This is a genomic window from Prosthecobacter sp., assembly GCF_044378005.1.
In the GTDB taxonomy this organism is placed as follows: Bacteria; Verrucomicrobiota; Verrucomicrobiia; order Verrucomicrobiales; family Verrucomicrobiaceae; genus Prosthecobacter.
This window is the reverse complement of record NZ_JBILYB010000019.1, coordinates 22,094-38,367: the sequence shown is the minus strand read 5'-3', so window position 1 is coordinate 38,367 and position 16,274 is coordinate 22,094. Positions and strand designations below refer to the sequence as shown.

General features: G+C 61.2%; 11 protein-coding genes. 4 read left to right on the top strand and 7 right to left on the bottom strand.

Annotation, left to right across the window (positions count from 1 at the left end; genetic code table 11):
- Positions 1 to 58: 58 nt before the first annotated feature.
- A complete protein-coding gene (locus tag AC6FTP_RS06275; protein WP_497206047.1) occupies positions 59 to 1,459 on the bottom strand; it encodes a protein adenylyltransferase SelO in 1,401 nt (466 codons plus the stop codon).
- Positions 1,460 to 1,581: 122 nt separating this feature from the next.
- On the opposite strand from AC6FTP_RS06275, the gene AC6FTP_RS06270 reads away from it, so the two are divergent.
- The gene (locus AC6FTP_RS06270) at positions 1,582 to 3,036 is read left to right on the top strand and encodes a DUF1501 domain-containing protein (RefSeq protein ID WP_497206046.1); all 1,455 of its coding nucleotides are present in this window, start codon (positions 1,582 to 1,584) and stop codon (positions 3,034 to 3,036) included.
- On the opposite strand, the gene AC6FTP_RS06265 is transcribed toward AC6FTP_RS06270, so the two are convergent.
- Positions 2,993 to 3,553 (bottom strand): hypothetical protein, encoded by a 561-nt coding sequence (locus AC6FTP_RS06265; RefSeq protein ID WP_497206045.1) that lies wholly within the window; start codon positions 3,551 to 3,553, stop codon positions 2,993 to 2,995. The genes AC6FTP_RS06270 and AC6FTP_RS06265 overlap by 44 nt on opposite strands.
- A gap of 118 nt (positions 3,554 to 3,671) precedes the next feature.
- Here AC6FTP_RS06265 and AC6FTP_RS06260 point away from each other — a divergent pair, with 118 nt between their 5' ends.
- Positions 3,672 to 4,469 (top strand): lipopolysaccharide kinase InaA family protein, encoded by a 798-nt coding sequence (locus tag AC6FTP_RS06260; RefSeq protein WP_497206044.1) that lies wholly within the window; start codon positions 3,672 to 3,674, stop codon positions 4,467 to 4,469.
- Here the strand turns inward: AC6FTP_RS06260 and fabD are convergent, their stop codons facing one another.
- A complete protein-coding gene (fabD, locus tag AC6FTP_RS06255) occupies positions 4,470 to 5,402 on the bottom strand; it encodes an ACP S-malonyltransferase (protein WP_497206043.1) in 933 nt (310 codons plus the stop codon).
- 65 nt (positions 5,403 to 5,467) lie between these two features.
- On the bottom strand, positions 5,468 to 6,592 hold the full coding sequence (locus AC6FTP_RS06250; RefSeq protein WP_497206042.1) for a glycerate kinase: 1,125 nt from the start codon (positions 6,590 to 6,592) through the stop codon (positions 5,468 to 5,470).
- Positions 6,593 to 6,694: 102 nt separating this feature from the next.
- On the opposite strand from AC6FTP_RS06250, the gene AC6FTP_RS06245 reads away from it, so the two are divergent.
- Complete coding sequence (locus tag AC6FTP_RS06245) at positions 6,695 to 7,771, top strand: sugar kinase (RefSeq protein WP_497206041.1); 1,077 nt, start codon at positions 6,695 to 6,697, stop codon at positions 7,769 to 7,771.
- Between the two features lie 109 nt (positions 7,772 to 7,880).
- On the opposite strand, the gene AC6FTP_RS06240 is transcribed toward AC6FTP_RS06245, so the two are convergent.
- Entirely contained in the window at positions 7,881 to 9,377 is a 1,497-nt protein-coding gene (locus AC6FTP_RS06240) for an OmpA family protein (protein WP_497206040.1), read from the bottom strand.
- Between the two features lie 96 nt (positions 9,378 to 9,473).
- A complete protein-coding gene (locus AC6FTP_RS06235; protein ID WP_497206039.1) occupies positions 9,474 to 12,440 on the bottom strand; it encodes a DUF7133 domain-containing protein in 2,967 nt (988 codons plus the stop codon).
- 121 nt (positions 12,441 to 12,561) lie between these two features.
- Between AC6FTP_RS06235 and AC6FTP_RS06230 the strand changes: the two genes are divergently transcribed.
- Positions 12,562 to 13,515 carry a hypothetical protein gene (locus AC6FTP_RS06230; protein WP_497206038.1) on the top strand — a complete coding sequence of 318 codons (954 nt, stop codon included), beginning with the start codon at positions 12,562 to 12,564 and terminating at the stop codon, positions 13,513 to 13,515.
- A 1,127-nt stretch (positions 13,516 to 14,642) separates the two neighbouring features.
- Here AC6FTP_RS06230 and AC6FTP_RS06225 read toward each other — a convergent pair.
- Positions 14,643 to 16,241 (bottom strand): ammonium transporter, encoded by a 1,599-nt coding sequence (locus AC6FTP_RS06225; protein WP_497206037.1) that lies wholly within the window; start codon positions 16,239 to 16,241, stop codon positions 14,643 to 14,645.
- Positions 16,242 to 16,274 lie beyond the last annotated feature (33 nt).

Sequence of the window (16,274 nt, the reverse complement as noted above, 5' to 3'; positions counted from 1 at the left end):
GCGGTCAACAAGTGCGCAAGAGATGATGACTCACGCCCCACATGCGTGCGGCATCGCCTCAAGTCCCGCAGTAAGTCTTGTAGCCAGCTTTGGAACCTGGCTGCGAGTAGTCCGGCAGATCACGATCATGCTCCCAGGGTCGTGTGATGACTTCCAGCAAGGCATACATCGGTTTCAAATCACTTCCGTTGGCGGCGGCGAGAGCTTCCTCGACCTTGTGATTGCGCGGAATGAGGGCGGGATTGCTGCGACGCATGAGCTGCGAGACTTCATCGCGGGATTGTGACTGTCGGGTGAGACGGTTTTGCCAGCGTTCATGCCAGACATCGGGCTCGTAGCGGCCTGTGGTGAGGTCGGCGAAGGTATTGGTGAAGTCCGCGTCGGATTCCTTCATCTGATCGAGCAAATCCTGGATCAAGACGGCGTCTTCGGCTTCCTCGGTGAAGAGGCCGAGCTTGGACTTCATGCCAGCAAGCCAGTGCTTTTTAAAGCGCTCTTCAAACTTTGGGATCAGCTCGTTGGCGATCTCGACGGACTGCTTTTCGTCGTCGTGAAACAGCGGCAGCATCGCCTCGGCAAGCCGTGCGAGGTTCCACTGGGCGATGGGCGGCTGATTGCCATAGGCATAACGACCGTTGCGATCAATCGAGCTGAACACGGTGGCGGGATCATAAGCGTCCATTAAGGCGCAGGGACCATAGTCGATGGTTTCACCGCTGAGCGCCATGTTGTCCGTGTTCATGACGCCGTGGACGAAGCCGACGAGCATCCATTGAGCGAGCAACCTGGCCTGCCGTTCCGAGATGGCTTCAAAAAGTGCCACAGGGTTGTTTTCGATCTCGGGATAGTGCCGCTGTCGCGTGTGCTCGGCGAGCGCTCGCAGCGCCTCCACATCGCGATGCGCTGCCGCCCACTCAAAAGTGCCCACGCGGATGTGACTGGCTGCCACGCGAGTGAGCACCGCACCGGGCAGACCGCCGTCCTGACGCCAGACTTTTTCCCCCGTCGTCACTACGGCCAGACTTCGAGTCGTCGGGATGCCCAGCGCGTGCATCGCCTCGCTGATGATGTATTCGCGCAGCATCGGGCCGAGAGCCGCGCGGCCATCGCCACGACGCGAGTAGGGCGTGGGGCCAGGGCCTTTGAGCTGGATGTCGAAGCGGTCACCTTCAGGCGTGATCTGCTCGCCGAGCAAGATCGCGCGGCCATCTCCCAGGCCGGTGAAGTTCGCGTATTGATGCCCCGCATAAGCCTGCGCGATGGGCCGTGCTCCAGGCGGCAGCGCGTTTCCCGCATACACAGCCGCGTCTTCCTGAGGCAGGCCGAGTTCAGCCGCGAGCGCTTTATTAAAGATCACCATCTGCGGCTTCTCGACGGGCGTGGGCTCCACCTCGGTGAAGAACAAACCAGGAAGCCGGGTGTAAGTGTGCTCAAGCCGCCAAGCGGGTGTGGGAGTCATGCGTGTGTTTCTGGTAGTGCTTGAATCATAAGTGGCAAGCTCCTTGGGCTGGACAATTTGCCGATGTCTGTACTGATCGGCAAAGTTCCGGGGCGCAGATGACGTTCATGTTCTCACTACGCATGACCGACACCACGCATCCTCTTCAAAATCTCACCCGCCGCGCTTTGTTCGGGCAGGGAGCGATGGGGCTGGGTGGACTGGCGCTCGGATCGCTGATGACGAAGCAGGGCTACTCGGCGCAGGCTCCTGATCCGCTGGCTCCGACGCTGCCGCATTTCATGGGGAAGGCGAAGCGGGTGATCTATCTGCTGCAAAACGGTGCGCCCTCGCATGTCGATCTCTTTGATCATAAGCCGATGCTGAAAAAGATGCACGGCACGCAGATCCCCGACAGCGTGGTGGGTGGGAAGCGCTTCAGCACGATGACGGGCGGACAGACGGCGCGTCCGGTGCTCGGCGAGATCACGGAGTTCTCCAGGCATGGCAAAAGTGGTGCGACGGTGAGTTCATTCCTGCCGCACATCGGCGAGATAGCGAACGACCTGTGCTTCATCAAATCCATGCACACCACGCAGGTGAACCACGCGCCCGCTATCACCTTCCTCATGACCGGTGCGGAGCAGGCAGGGCGTCCGGCGATGGGCTCGTGGCTGAGCTATGGTCTCGGCAGTGAGTGCGAGGATCTGCCCGCGTTTGTGGTGATGACGAGCCGAGATAAAGAGGCGTCCTGCGGACAGATCTTCTATGATTTCTACTGGGGCAGCGGCTTCCTGCCTTCAAAGTATCAGGGCGTGAAGTTTCGCGGCAGTGGCGATCCAGTTTTATACATCAGCAATCCCGAAGGCATGAGCCGCGAGGTGCGCCGCACGATGCTCGATGGCCTGAACGAACTGAACTCCATCAAGCTGCGTGATCATGGCGATCCCGAGATCGCCACGCGCATCTCGCAGTATGAGATGGCGTATCGGATGCAGATCAGTGTGCCGGAGCTGACGGATCTCTCGAAGGAGCCGAAGCACATCCTCGATATGTATGGCCCCGATGTTTTGAGGCAGGGCAGCTATGCCTACAACTGCCTCATGGCTCGCCGTCTGGCCGAGCGTGGCGTGCGCTTTGTGCAGCTCATGCACGCAGGCTGGGATCAGCATCGGAATCTGAATACGCAGCTCAAGATCCAGTGCCAGGACGTGGATGCTCCGAGCGCGGCATTGATCAAAGATCTGAAGCTACGCGGGCTGCTGGAAGACACGCTGGTCATCTGGGGCGGCGAGTTTGGCCGCACGCCGTTCCTACAAGGCGACATCGCGAACACCAAGCAGTGGGGCCGCGATCATCATCCGTATGCCTTCACCATCTGGATGGCGGGCGGCGGCGTGAAACCCGGCATGAGCTATGGCGAGAGTGATGAGTTCGGCTTCAATGCCGTGAAGGACAAAGTCCACATCCACGATCTCCAGGCGACGATCATGCACCTGATGGGCATCGACCACGAGCGCTTCACCTTCCGCTTCCAAGGCCGTCAGTTCCGCCTCACCGACATACACGGCGACGTGGTGAAGCCGGTGCTGGCGTGACTTGCGACACCACTTTCTCCGGCACGACGGCCCGGCGAATTTCCTCGATAGGCTGCGGTTCCTCGACCTTCGCGGAGAGCGCGCGGCGGATTTCGAAGACGGGCTCGGACGCAGGCGTATTCGTGACCACCGCCCGGCGGATTTCCTCCACCGGCTCCTTCATGGCCACGGCGGAGGGGACACTGAAGTTATCTGCCGCCACTTGAATCTGTCTGGCGCGATGCGGGGTGACACGCAGTGCCGTGTCCAAGATGACCCGCACCTGCGCGGGGTCGTTGTTCACCGCATCAATCGCGGCGGTGACGATGTCACCCGCGCATGACTCATTGATGACGAGAGCATCCTCCAGCCACATTACGAGCCGTTCAGGATGCTTTTGAATGGAGGCATTCAGGTCCGCGCACAATGTCTCCCGTGTGTAAGAAGGCGGTTTCGACCTTGCCCGTTGAGCCCACGCATCGGACACGGAAAGTCCGAAAAGCAGGAGACAGAAAAAGGCCCGTGGCAGGTTACGCATGAGGAATGGCCGGAAATCTGAGGCCACTTACTGGTTTTGGCGAGTCTGAAAATTCGAATGGTGAAGAAACTGTTGTTTGACCCTTGGGCTGAGTTTATCTCGGCGGCATCCCGTCTTCATGGCCGAGCACCCACTTTCCCGAACCCTCTCCACCTGCTGGCGCCTCTGCACCGGCCTGGGCATCCCCGCCCAGAGGAGTCGTGCGGGATCGGTGAACTGGCGGGTGCACCCGAAGGCGGGCGAGTATCCCGAGTTGAAAGGCATCCTCGAGTCTCCCGAGCAGGGCATCGTGAGTCGGCAGCGTGGACTTTTCGGCAGCAAATCGGACTTCGTCTATCACCAGCGCCTCGTGGTGAAGCGCTACAATGTGCGCAAGCCCTCGGATGCGCTTCTTGACCTCATCCGCCCCTCAAAGGCCACCTTTGCTTTCCGCAAAGCACGGCTGCTGGAGGACATCGGCCTGCCGGTGGCGGCCGCCATTGCGGCGGGGGATGCGCCGAGGCGTGGACTGGTGCAGCACTGCTACCTGATCATGGAGCGAGTGCAGGGCGCGCAGACCTACCGGCCTTTTTTCGCCGCTGGCGGAGACCTCGACCATGCACGCACGCTGGGAACTTTGATCGGTCGAGTGCATGGAAACGGCCTCCGCCACCGCGATCTGCGCTGCGAAAACCTGCTGGAGGATGAGCAGGGCAAAACCTGGTTCATCGACATGGAGGGCATCCGCGTGCAGTTGCTTCCGCGCCCGAACCGCGTGCTGCGGGATCTGCGGGCGCTTTACCGGAATTTCGCCCGCTTTCAGGCCTCCCCTGCCCCCGGCGTGCTAGCCACGTTCTGGCGTCACTACCTCCGCGAGCAGCCGCGTGGCGCGCGCCGCCAGTTCATCGCGGCCCGGCGGCAGATTTTCGGGAAGTAATCAGGCCGTCAATTCAGCGACAGCGGCGTCGAGGCTGGCCAGATCTTTGATGGAGATGACCTTCGCCTCCTTGTCGATCTTGCCAAAGAGTCCCGCCAGGGTGGCATCGGGTCCGAGTTCGATGAAAAGCGTGTGCCCGGCGGCGCGCAGAGCCTGCATGGACTCCACCCAGCGCACGCTGCCCGTGACCTGCGCGGTCAGCGTGGCGCGGATCTCCTCGGGCGTCTTCACCGTGCGGGCTTCGAAGTTACACACCACCGGCACAGCGGGCTCCGTGATCGTGGAAGAAGCGAGCACGGCGGCCAGCTTGTCCTGGGCGCTCTTCATGAGGCGGCTGTGATAGGCTCCGGCCACCGGCAGCGGGATGGCGCGTTTGATGCCCTTGTCCTTCGCCTTCGCCGCAGCCGACTGGATGCCTTCCACACTGCCGCTGAGCACGATCTGGCCAGGGGCGTTGAGATTGGCGACATCGACATCGCACTCGGCGGCGAGCTCGCGGATGGCGCTTTCTTCGCCTCCGAGCATCGCCAGCATGGCTCCCTGGGTGTTGAGGCAGGCTTCCTCCATGAAGCTGCCGCGCTGGAAAACGAGGTTCAGCCCCGTGGCAAAATCAAAGGTACCCGCCGCCGCATGAGCGGTGAATTCCCCGAGCGAAAGTCCGGCGGTGGCGGCGACCTGGAGTCCGGGCACCTTTTCCTTCAGCACGTTCAGAATGGCGAGTCCGTGGGCATAAAGCGCTGGCTGGCAGCGGCTGGTCTTCGTCAGTTCCTCCATCGGCCCTTCAAACATGATCTGGCTCAGCGAGTAACCCAGCGTCGCGTCCGCCTGATCCAGCATGGCGCGCACCGAGGGAAAGGCCTCGGCCAGGTCTTTGCCCATGCCGACTTTTTGAGCACCTTGACCAGCGAAGAGGAGGACGACGGATTTAGACATGATTGGATGGGGAGACGAGTGGTTCTGAGAGAATAAGCGGGGCAGTATTTGAACAGACGCCGAGTTCACGCAAGGCCAAGCATCCTCCTGATCTCCGGCACGGCCTGGCGGGCGGCGATTTCTAGAAGTTCTTCGGCGCGGGCGATGGCTTCGCTGAGGAGCATGTCAGCGGGCTTGATGGCGTGAGCGAGATCGAAGTGGGCGCGGAGCGCAGGTGAGTCGTCGATAGCTCCGGCGAAGGCGGCGACGGGTTTGCCGTGGGCGCGGGCCATCTGGGCGACGCCGACGGGGCCTTTGCCGTGGAGCGTCTGGGCGTCGAGACGGCCCTCGCCAGTGATGACGAGGTCGGCTTCGGCGATGCGCTGGCGGAGGTTGATGGCCTCGGCGACGAGGTCGAAGCCGCTGACAAGCTGCGCGCCGCCGAAGGCGATGAGGCCGTAGCCGAGCCCACCAGCGGCGCCCGCGCCGGGGATGTCGGCGGCATTCACGCCGAGGTCGTGCTGCACGACTTGGGCGAGTTTACCGAGGCGATGCTCGAAGAAGTCGAAGCAGGTGACGCCTTTCTGCGGGCCATACACGCGAGTGCAGCCGTGTTCGCCGAGGAGGGGATTGTTCACATCGCAGGCGACTTTGATGGGAACGGAAGTGGCGGCGGGGCGCTCAATGCGGGCGAGTTGATCGAGGTCACGCGGCAGGGTTTCCAAAGCAGCGCCGGAAGCATCGAGGAAGTGATAGCCGAGAGCCTGGGCCATGCCGGTGCCGCCGTCATTGGTGGCGCTGCCGCCGATGCCGATGAGGATTTTATGAGCGCCGCGCTGGATGGCGTCACGCATCATCACGCCGGTGCCGTAGGTGCTGGCGGTGGTGGGGTCGAGCGGGAGGTCGCTGACCATGGCGAGACCTGAGGCGGCACTCATTTCCATGATGGCTTCGGTTTGCCCCTCGGTGAAGATGAGGCCGTAGCGGGCAATGATCGGGCGGCCCCGGGCATCGAAGCTGGGCGTCTCCACCCACTCGCCGCCGAGCGCGGTGATCATGGCCTCGGTGGTGCCTTCGCCACCATCGGCGATGGGGCAGATGTCGCAGACCACACCGGGGATCTCGCTTTCAAAGACGCGCCGCAAAGTCTGCGCCACCTGGGCGGCGGTGAGTGAGCCCTTGTATTTGTCACTGGCGAGGAGGATGCGCATCGGCGGAGATAACACGCTCGCCCCAGACGGCAAGCACTTGGGGCTATCGAGGAACGGGAGGTCAGTTGCATCTCTGCCGAGGCGCTGCATACCTACCGGCCCATGTCCAGCCAGCCCCATTACGATCTCCTTTCCCTCGGCGAAGTTCTTTTGCGTCTCGATCCCGGTGAGGGACGGGTGCGGACCTCGCGGCAGTTCACGGCCTGGGAAGGCGGCGGCGAATACAATGTGGCGCGTGGCGCACGACGCTGCTTCGGCCTGCGCGCGGGTATCCTGACGGCGTTTGCGGACAACGAGATCGGAAGGCTGACCGAAGACCTGATCCTCCAAGGCGGTGTGGATGCTTCTCTGATCAAGTGGGTGCCGTATGATGGCATGGGCAAGCGCGTGCGGAATCCGATCAACTTCACCGAGCGCGGCTTCGGCGTGCGCGGGGCGAAGGGCAGCGTGGATCGTGGCTGGAGTGCGGCATCCCAGCTCAAGGTGGGCGACTATGACTTCGATCATTTGTTTGGCACGCTTGGATGCCGCTGGTTGCACACCGGGGGCATCTTTGCCGGGCTTTCGGAATCGACTGCCGAACTAACGGTGCAGGCCTGTGAAGCGGCGAAGCGCCACGGAGTGACCGTGAGCTACGATCTGAACTACCGGCCCTCCCTCTGGCAGGAGCGTGGCGGTTTCCCGGCAGCGCAGGCGCTGAACCGCAAGCTCGCGCCCTACATTGATGTGATGATCGGTGTGCTGAGCGATGATCCACCGGTGTCGAGCACGACGCCGACGGACCCGAGCGACATCTTCGCCGCTGAGGACGCAAAGCTGCGCCCGATGATCCAGAAGCTGCTCGCCGAGTTCCCGAATCTGCAAACGGTGGCGGCGACGCTGCGTCGGGTACACACGGCCTCGGTGAATGACTGGGGCGCGTTGTGTTATCACCAGGGCAGCTTTTACCGCAGCCGGAACTATCCGCGCTTCGACATCCTGGACCGCATCGGCGCCGGGGACAGTTTTGTGGCAGGGCTCGTGCATGGTCTGCTCGTGGAAAAAGATCCGCAGAAGGCGGTCGATCTCGGTGCGGCCCATGGCGCGCTGGCGATGACGACGCCGGGCGACACGAGCATGGCCACACTGATCGAGGTGCAGAAGCTCGCCGAGGGCGGCGACGCGAAGGTGCAGAGGTAGAACGAGTTTTAAACTCGTTAAACTGGTGGGGTGAGATTGTATCTCGCCCTGTTCCTTTCAGCGGGTTACAAACGCGCTGCACCCGTGTACGACTTGAAAAGTCGTTCTACTAGAAATCCAGATAGATCTCAGCGCGGCGGTTCTTCGAGCGGCCGGCGGGGTCGTCGGTGCCGTCGGCTTTTTGGTTCGGGCCGAGGGGCTGGGCTTTGCCGAGCCCCGTGGTGATGATCTGGGCTTCGGAGACGCCGAGGGCGACGAGCTGGGTTTTCACCGTATCAGCGCGGGAGCGGGAGAGGCTGAGGTTGTAGTCGTCCGAGCCTTTGGCGTCGGTGTGACCGGCGATGTGGAGCTTTTTATTGGCGTCGGACTTGAGCAGACCGGCGACGATCTCCAACTGCTTCTGCGCGCGCGGGTGAAGCTGGGCCTGATCATATTCGAAGTAGAGCGCGAGGGATTCACCGCCCGATGGGTTGCTGACGATGGGTGTGTAAGGCACACCGAGCTTCGCAGCGGAAGCGGCATAGGAGCCGAGGATTTCGGAAAGATTCAGGCCGACCACGCGCCAGGGCTGATCAATGCCTGGGCGCTGGAGTTCGAGTCCGAATTCGGTGCTCTGCTGGAGGCTCGGGGACTGCACTTGAGCAATGACCCAGGAGACTTCCGGGTTCGCCACAGTGATAATGAGGGGCTTCGTGGGCTTGAACTCATATTTGCCCTCTTCAAAGACGATGCAGAGACCGGCGAGACGCTCGGCGGGGACTTTTTTCTCATCCACAAACTTCATGGCTTCGACGAAATCGTGCTTTAGCAGCGCGCGGACGAAGTCGCTGCCAAAGGTGAGGGCGTCCATTCCCTCGGTCACGGCGAAGAGCTTCTTCGCGGGGGGCATCCCAGCCGTGGCTGGAGATGCTGGAACTGGAGGAGCAGAGCCTGGCGCAGGAGGTGGGTTTGCGGCAGCCATCGGTGCAGGTGGCGCGGCGGGGATGGCGGCGGCGAGTTCTTTCGGCAGTTCGAGGCGGGTGATCTTCCAGCCCATGCGTTCATCGCGTTCGAGGTCCATTTGCAGACGCATCGGAGTGGGGCTGCCCGGCAGGGTGAGTGGGATGGCGATGCGGGTTTTGTTTTCCACCATGCCGAGGATCTCGACCTGATCCTCGCCGCCGACTTTGGCTCCGAGTTCCTTCACCATCTTTTCCAGCATGGCCGTGGCAGCGGGCACCTGGCCGGGATCGGCAGCGGCTGCCAGACTGCCAGCACGGGCAAACTCACCGGCCGCGAGACTGCGGACCATTTCTTTACCAAGATCAAGCGGACGAGCGAAGCCAAAGCTGGCGGGTGCCGGAGGTGCCACAGGCACTGGTGCTGGAGTCGGCGCCGCCATGGCAGGCTTGGCGGGATCGACGGTGCCAGGGGCAGGCTTGGCAGGGATACTGGCAGGTGCCGCTTCGGTCTTAGTCGCGGCTTTTTCATCCAGCTTTGGCTTGGTGATGAAAAAGAAGGCCAGCCCGCTGACGACGAGGGCCAGCAGAATGATCAAAATAGGGGCCACGCGCCCAGAACACGACGGACGTGTGGGCGGGAAGCTGGGTTGGCGGGAGGTCAGCATGAACGGTGTGGCAGGTTAGCCAGCAGCTATGATGCCATGCCGTGGGCACTGTGTCCAAGCGGGTTTTTACTCGTAGAACGAACTTGGAAGCTCGTTCTACTTCCGCATCAGATACGCGAAGAAGTCCTTCAGATCGGCGTCGCTCATGCCGGCGGTGAGGCCTTCGGGCATGAGGGAGATCGGTGACGCCTCCATCTTCTCGATGTCGGCCTGCTTCACGGCGGTTTTGTTGTTGGCCATGTCTTTGATGACGATGCCGTTGGCGTCCTGGGCGTCCATAAGGCCGGTGAGGATCTGGCCGCCCTTGGTTTTCACGATGTAGGCTCCGAAGCCTTCGCGGATCTCCAGGCTGGGGGTGAACATGTTGTCGAGCCAGAAGTCGGGATTGGCTCGGTCGTAGCCGGTGAGGTCGGGGCCGATCTGGCCGCCTTCGTCGAAGAGTTTGTGGCAGATGGCACAGCGGGCCATGAACTGAATTTTGCCCTTCGCGACATCGCCGAGGCCGGTTTTGATGACGGCTTTGATGCGCTCGGCTTCCTTCTTCTTTTCGGGCGTAGGGCCGGTGACAAGCAGGCCGCGCCAGTGCTTTTCGATGGCGGCGTCGATGTCCGCGTCCTTGTGCAGGCTGAGCTGGCGGACGATGTCGATGGTGAAGTGCTTCACCGGCACTTTCCAGTCGTTGACGAAGCTCACAAGGATCTGCGCCCACTCCTTGCGTCCGGCCAAGACACGCAGGGCATCTTCGCGCAGGGCTTTGTCGCCGGCGATTTGACCTTCCCAGCCGAGCAGCAGGGCTTCGGGGATACGTTTGTCGTCGAACTTGGCGGCGGCCTGGAGGATTCCGCGTTTGAGGCTGGGCGGGTTGGTGGCTTTTAAAATGGCCACCATGGGCATCACGGCCTCTTGTTTGCCGAGTTCGGCCAAAGTCTTCGCGATGGCGATTCGGGCGATATTGGTCGCTTTGGCATCACCGAGCAGTTTGAGGGCTTTTTTCAGGGCGTCGGCGTTTCCGCTGCGCAGCGCGAGCGTGAGGTCGCCGCCGCTTTGCTTCGCCATGTAGTCGTTGAGGGCCTTGGTGAGCGAATCCGGCAGCTTCGGCATCTCCGCGCCTTCAAAGGCGGAGGCGATGCCTGCGATGAACTTACCGCGCAGGGTTTCATCGTTGGTAAGGGCGAGCAGGTCAGCGCAGGAATTGAGATTTTCCTCACCACCGGCGAGTGCGTAGCGTTTCGCGAGCTTTTCGGCGAGGTGGTCGCGGAAGAGTTTGGTTTGGAGGAACGCTGGATCGGCTTTGAAGTATTTGAAGACAGTATCGCGTTCCTTTTCGGCTTTCGCTTCGAGTGCCCACCAGGCGAGCAATGGGAGATGACCGCTTTCGTCTTCAATATCGCCAGCACGCAGAAGAAAGAGCGCGCCTGCACTGGGCAGTTTCTTTGCTGAAGCAAGGATTTGAGCACAGACTTCGATATGTTTTTCTTCGCCGAGTGGAGGCAGGATTTGCTTCTCGCCAGCCATCTTCCAAGCCCAGCGACGAATGTAGGGATCGCTATGATTGATCGGCAGAGCTTCGACGGCGTTGAGTGCATCCAGCGCCCAAAGGGTTTCCAGGGTGAGAGGCATCGCTTTGAGCTTCGGCACGAGATCAGTCATGTTTCGCCAGGCGATCTCGTGGATGGCTTGTTTGCGGAACCATTCGTTTTGATGGCTGAGATAGCCCAGCAGCTCCTCACCACTCGCCTTGCTCAAATCGAAGGGCTTCAGCTTCGGCGCACCGCTGGCAGGTCTCACGCGGTAGATGCGGCCGCTGGTTTTGTGCCAGTCATCGACAGGGCTGACGTGGCTGAGGCGGGTGTCATACCAGTCGGCCATGTAGAAGCCGCCGTCGGGGCCGACGCCGGCCCACACGGGGCGAAACCAGCGATCTGTGGTGGTGATGAGTTGCTCTTCATCTTTGGTTCGGAAGGTGGAGCCGTCGGGGAGACGCTCGCTGACATAGACAAGATTGTGCAAGGCGTTCGGGGCGATGATTCTGCCTTCGTAGGCGCTGCCGAGCAGGCCGCCCTCATAGATGGTGAAGGCTTGCGGGAAGCGTTTGTTGTCGCCCTCGTGCCGCATGTGCTCGAACCAGCCGAAGGCATACGGATTCGTGAGCGGGCCGTGTTTGCCCCAACCTTTGATGCCGTAGCTGCCTTGCTCATAATGCATGCCTCGGGTGGCTCCATTGGTGCCGGAGAAGAGGCGGCCCTTGCTGTCGAAGTCGAGGCTGAAGGTGTTCCCACCGCCCTCGGCGTAGATTTCGAAGGTCTTCTTTTTCGGGTGGTAGCGCCAGATGCACTGGCCTTCCCATTTCACGTTCTTGGTGTTCGCGCTGCTGACGTTGCCCGTGGTGGTGCTGCCGTTGGCACCGTAAAGCCAGCCGTCCATGCCCCATTGCAGATTCGTGGCGACGCTGTGCGTGTCTTCGAGACCGAAGCCGCTGAGTTCGACCTCGGGATCGCCATCCGGTTTGGCATCGAAGTCGGCGTCGGGGTAACTCAGGAGGTAAGGCGGATTCAGCACCCAGATGCGGCCCATGCCGTGGAGCGCGGCGCTGGCGATGTTGAGGCCAGTGATGACATCCTCGTGCTTGTCGAAGAAGCCGTCGCCGTCCGTGTCCTCGAAGACGGTGATCTTGTCGGCGCCTTTTTCGCCGCGTGGGGGTGGCAGGGGGACTTTGTCAAACTTCGCCCGGAGGTGCTGGTCGTAGCTGATGATCTTCAAGCCAGCAGGGAACTGGTACTGGCGATACTGCGTGACCCACATGCGCCCCTTGGAGTCCCAGCTCACATAAAGCGGCTGCTCCACGTCCGGCTCGAAGGCCATGAGGTCGATGGAGACATCGCTGCGTGTTTTGAAGAGCTTCACCGCGTCCTGCGGCGCGGTGGGCGGGGTGTCATCGCGCATCACTCCGCGGCCGGGGCGTGTCTCGATGATCTTACGCACGGCTTCGTTGCCTGCGACATCGGTTTGAGCGGAGGCAGGGAGGGTGGAGAGGGCAAAGAGGACGAAAAGAGCGCGGCGCATGACGGCATAGAGTACGAAAGGCGGGAGGGAATCCATCGGGGTGTGATGATGAGATGAGATATTCGTGTGATAGCGGGCAGGCTTGCAAAGCTCAGGCTTTCGCTCTCTCCTCCGCGCCCCCATGCCTCCGCCTTCCCCGCCTACCTCTCCGCCGATCTGGCTGCGCCTGCACCTCCTGAGCCTGGAGGCGCCGCTGATCGCGATGGCGTGGATGCTGGGGATCGCGCATCTGAATCGCGTGCCAGTGATGCCGGGTGTGCTGGCCGGACTGGGGCTCTGTGTGTGGATCATCTATGTGCTGGACCGTCTGCTGGACACGCGGGGGAAGGCAGACTCGGAGCTGGATGCCCGGCATCGGTTTCATCGGCGGCATCGCGTGGCGCTGCTGGCTGCGGTGCTGGTCGGCGCGGTCGTGGCGATCTGGCTGGCTTTCTGGATCGTGCCTGCGGATCTGACCTGGCACTGCGTGATGCTGTCCGTGCCGATCCTGTTTTATCTGGCGATCTATGCAGGAGGTGAGAGCCAGCTTTTCTTTCGCGGAATCCTGCCGCTGGGTGGGCTGGGAATGCTGACATTCATCGGCACAGCCCCATTGAAGACAGGTTTCAAACTCAACCTGATGGGCCTGATCGTGTCGGTCTTGCTGCTTCTGATGATTCGCCGCTATCAGGAGCGGGTGAGGTCGGCGTTTAGCAAAGATGTGGCGGGAGGCGTGCTCTTCGCGCTGGGTTGCACGGCCTGGAGTCGCTTCATCCGCGATGGCTCAGACCCGGTGGGAGGCTTTGTGGAGTTCGTGCTGCTGAGCTGCCTCTTCGTTTCGAATCTGACCGGCATCTCCACCCGCAGCATTCATCATCGCTGGTTGGCGGCTGGGTTTGGCGCAGCCGTGGGAGCCGTGGCCCTGGTCCTCCGTGGCAATCTTGCCGACTCCATGAATGTGCTGGCTGCATCCTGCGGGGCGGGCTTTGTACTTTTGATGGTTCTGGACTGGCGGCGGAAGTCGATGTCCGCAGAGGCGTATCGCGTTCTGGCCGATGTGGCAGTGCTGCTGCCGGTGGGGTTCTTATTCTTGTAAAAGGCTAACCAAGGGGCGTGGCAAGGCAGCTCAGACGGAACCCAAGCCGTCCTGGAGAGGGTCGGGCGACAGCTCCTTTGAGGGCTTAGATCGCGGTGCTACGCTGTCCAACAGCCGTCCGGCACTCCATCCCGGCTCCTTCTAGAATTTATCAGATCCCAGGCCTCCTCGCCGTTAGCGGGTCCATCGCAGTTCTCGTGGCCGAGACTCTAAAAACCGGCCTGGAAAAAACTTAATTCGTTGAAAATCAGCGTCAAGCGATGGGAAAGCAAGCTCCCCATTCTAGAGAAAATAGTTTTCTGGACCGAGGGGAAGGTACCCCGACCTCAAAAAAGAGCTTTCCAAGGGGTACCCAACTTGGGAACCCCTCAGAAAAGAGTTTTGCGGCTTGTTGGCAGATTGGGTACCCCTCGGAAAAGAGTTTTCCAGCGGGTGTCCAAGTTGGGTACCCCCCAGAAAAGAGTTTTGCGGCTTGTTGGCAGTTTGGGAACCCCTCGGAAAAGAGTTTTCCAGGGGGTGACCAACTTGGGTACCCCTCATAAAAGAGTTTTGCGGCGTGTTGCCACTTTGGGTACCCCTCAAAAAACTCTTTTCCAGACCCAGGGTACCTTCCCCTGCCTCTGGAAAACTATTTTCTCTAGAATGGGGAGACTCCCTTCGGTCTGGAAAAGAGTTTTCCAGAGCCCTGGCAGCCTCCTTTCCCCCTGGTCAAAAGTCTTTCTCTGCCAAGCCATCCTCCCCTGCCCTGGCCGAACCGTCCGCCGCATCCCAGCCAGCCTGCCCTACCCGCGCTCAAAAGTCATCCTCTGGTCCTGCAGCTCCCCTTCGCCCGTCGGACCTGCCTCACGAGTCGCCGGGAATTGAGAAACACCTCCACTGACCATCGTGGTGTCTGAGACTGCGATCCCAAGGGCGTCGAGCGGGACAAAACATGGGGATGAACGGCTGCTCAGGTGGGTGCGAACCCGTGGGTTAGGATACGCAAGCGCGCGGGGCTTGAAGCCGAGTTCGATCAACCTCCCGAAGAGGGCTCGTCGTGTTTACGAATGGGTGGCCTGGGCATGAAAAAGGCCGGAGCGTTTGAGCGCTCCGGCCTTGGGTTTGATCAGGCGATGACCTGATTTGAATTAGTGCTCGTAACCAGCCTCGCCGTGGTCGGAGAGGTCGAGTCCGATGGACTCTTCTTCTGGCGTTGGGCGGAGGCCGACGATGATCTTCACGATGACGGTGATGACCACTGTGGCGACCACGCTCAGGACGATGGTGATGGCGCAGGCTTTAAGCTGATTCATCACGATGCCGCCTTCACCGCCGGCATCGACGATGAGCTTGGCCAAGTCTTTGTTCACGTAGGTGTTCACCGTGGTGAGATTGGCGTTCACGCTGTTGTTAGCGAAAAGGCCGGTGACAATAGCACCCATGGTGCCACCGACGCCGTGGATACCGAAGGTGTCGAGGGCGTCATCGTAGCCGAGTTTGCCCTTGAGGAATACAACGGCGAAGTAAGGAACCACAGCAGCGAGGACACCGATGATCATGGCGGATTTTGCGTCAACGAAACCAGCAGCAGGAGTGATCACGACCAGACCAGCGACAGCGCCGGAGCAGAAGCCGAGGACGGAAGGCTTGCCCTTGTGGAGCTTCTCAACCAAGGCCCAGACGAAGGTGGCGGTGGCAGCAGCCAGGGTGGTGGTCATGAAGGCGTTGGAGGCGAGGCCGTCAGCAGCCAGAGCGGAACCAGCGTTGAAACCATACCAACCGACCCAGAGCATTCCGGTGCCGACCATGCAGAGCACCATGCTGTGCGGGGCCATCTTCTCTTTGCCGAAGCCCTGGCGTTTGCCGAGGAGCATGCAGAGCACGAGAGCGGACCAGCCAGAGGACATGTGAACCACGGTGCCGCCAGCGAAGTCAATGGCAGGGACCGCCGAGGCGCTGTTCCAGACACCGTTCATCAGGCCGTCGAAGCCCCAAACCATGTGAGCCAGAGGGAAGTAAACGACAAGCATCCAGAGTGTGACGAAAAGGATGACAGCGGAGAACTTCATACGCTCAGCGATGGCACCGACGATCAGAGCCGGGGTGATGATGGCGAACATGAGCTGATACATGGAGAACACGGACTGGCTCGGCCAGCCTGCGTAGTTCGTGTTTGGTGCAGAGCCCACGCCATCAAGGAAGAAGTATTTGAAGCTGCCAAGGTAGGGTGCCCACGAAGGAGCGCCTTCCGCCGGATGCTCGCCGAAGACGAATGAGTAACCTACGAAGTACCACAGGATGGTGACCAGACCCGCAATGCCAAGACATTGGGCGAGCACGCTGAGCACGTTCTTCGAGCGGACGAGACCGCCGTAGAAGAGGGCCAGACCAGGAAGCGTCATGAAGAGCACCAAGGCGGCGCAGATCATGAGGAAACCATTGTGGCCAGGACCGGAGAGGTTCGCGAGCTTGCCGTCAGCGGCAGGTGCCATGTTGTTGAAATACTGCTCCACATCCGCGATTCGCTTCTCGAGAGCCTCCGTCGTGGGGGCGGCAGGAGCAGCTTCAGCAGCGGGTGCTGGGGCGGCAGGAGCTGGCGCAGCGGCGGGAGCCGGAGCGGCAGCGGGAGCAGGAGCCGCCGCATCTTGAGCCCAGGATGAACCAGGTGTGAGTGCGATGGCCGTGGTGGCGAGAACCGCAGCGGAAAGAAGGCTGCGCCAGATTCGGGTTGGGTTGTGTTTCAACATAGGGTGTCGAGGGTGGATTGTCTCCAAGTCCAG

Bases quoted from the DNA above. Each gene is read 5' to 3' on its own strand.
- AC6FTP_RS06275 (WP_497206047.1), bottom strand. From the start codon at position 1,459: ATGACTCCCACACCCGCTTGGCGGCTTGAGCACACTTACACCCGGCTT.
- AC6FTP_RS06230 (WP_497206038.1), top strand. From the start codon at position 12,562: ATGCCTCCGCCTTCCCCGCCTACCTCTCCGCCGATCTGGCTGCGCCTG.
- AC6FTP_RS06240 (WP_497206040.1), bottom strand. From the start codon at position 9,377: ATGCTGACCTCCCGCCAACCCAGCTTCCCGCCCACACGTCCGTCGTGT.
- AC6FTP_RS06235 (WP_497206039.1), bottom strand. From the start codon at position 12,440: ATGCGCCGCGCTCTTTTCGTCCTCTTTGCCCTCTCCACCCTCCCTGCC.
- AC6FTP_RS06225 (WP_497206037.1), bottom strand. From the start codon at position 16,241: ATGTTGAAACACAACCCAACCCGAATCTGGCGCAGCCTTCTTTCCGCT.
- fabD (WP_497206043.1), bottom strand. From the start codon at position 5,402: ATGTCTAAATCCGTCGTCCTCCTCTTCGCTGGTCAAGGTGCTCAAAAA.
- AC6FTP_RS06265 (WP_497206045.1), bottom strand. From the start codon at position 3,553: ATGCGTAACCTGCCACGGGCCTTTTTCTGTCTCCTGCTTTTCGGACTT.
- AC6FTP_RS06270 (WP_497206046.1), top strand. From the start codon at position 1,582: ATGACCGACACCACGCATCCTCTTCAAAATCTCACCCGCCGCGCTTTG.
- AC6FTP_RS06250 (WP_497206042.1), bottom strand. From the start codon at position 6,592: ATGCGCATCCTCCTCGCCAGTGACAAATACAAGGGCTCACTCACCGCC.
- AC6FTP_RS06245 (WP_497206041.1), top strand. From the start codon at position 6,695: ATGTCCAGCCAGCCCCATTACGATCTCCTTTCCCTCGGCGAAGTTCTT.
- AC6FTP_RS06260 (WP_497206044.1), top strand. From the start codon at position 3,672: ATGGCCGAGCACCCACTTTCCCGAACCCTCTCCACCTGCTGGCGCCTC.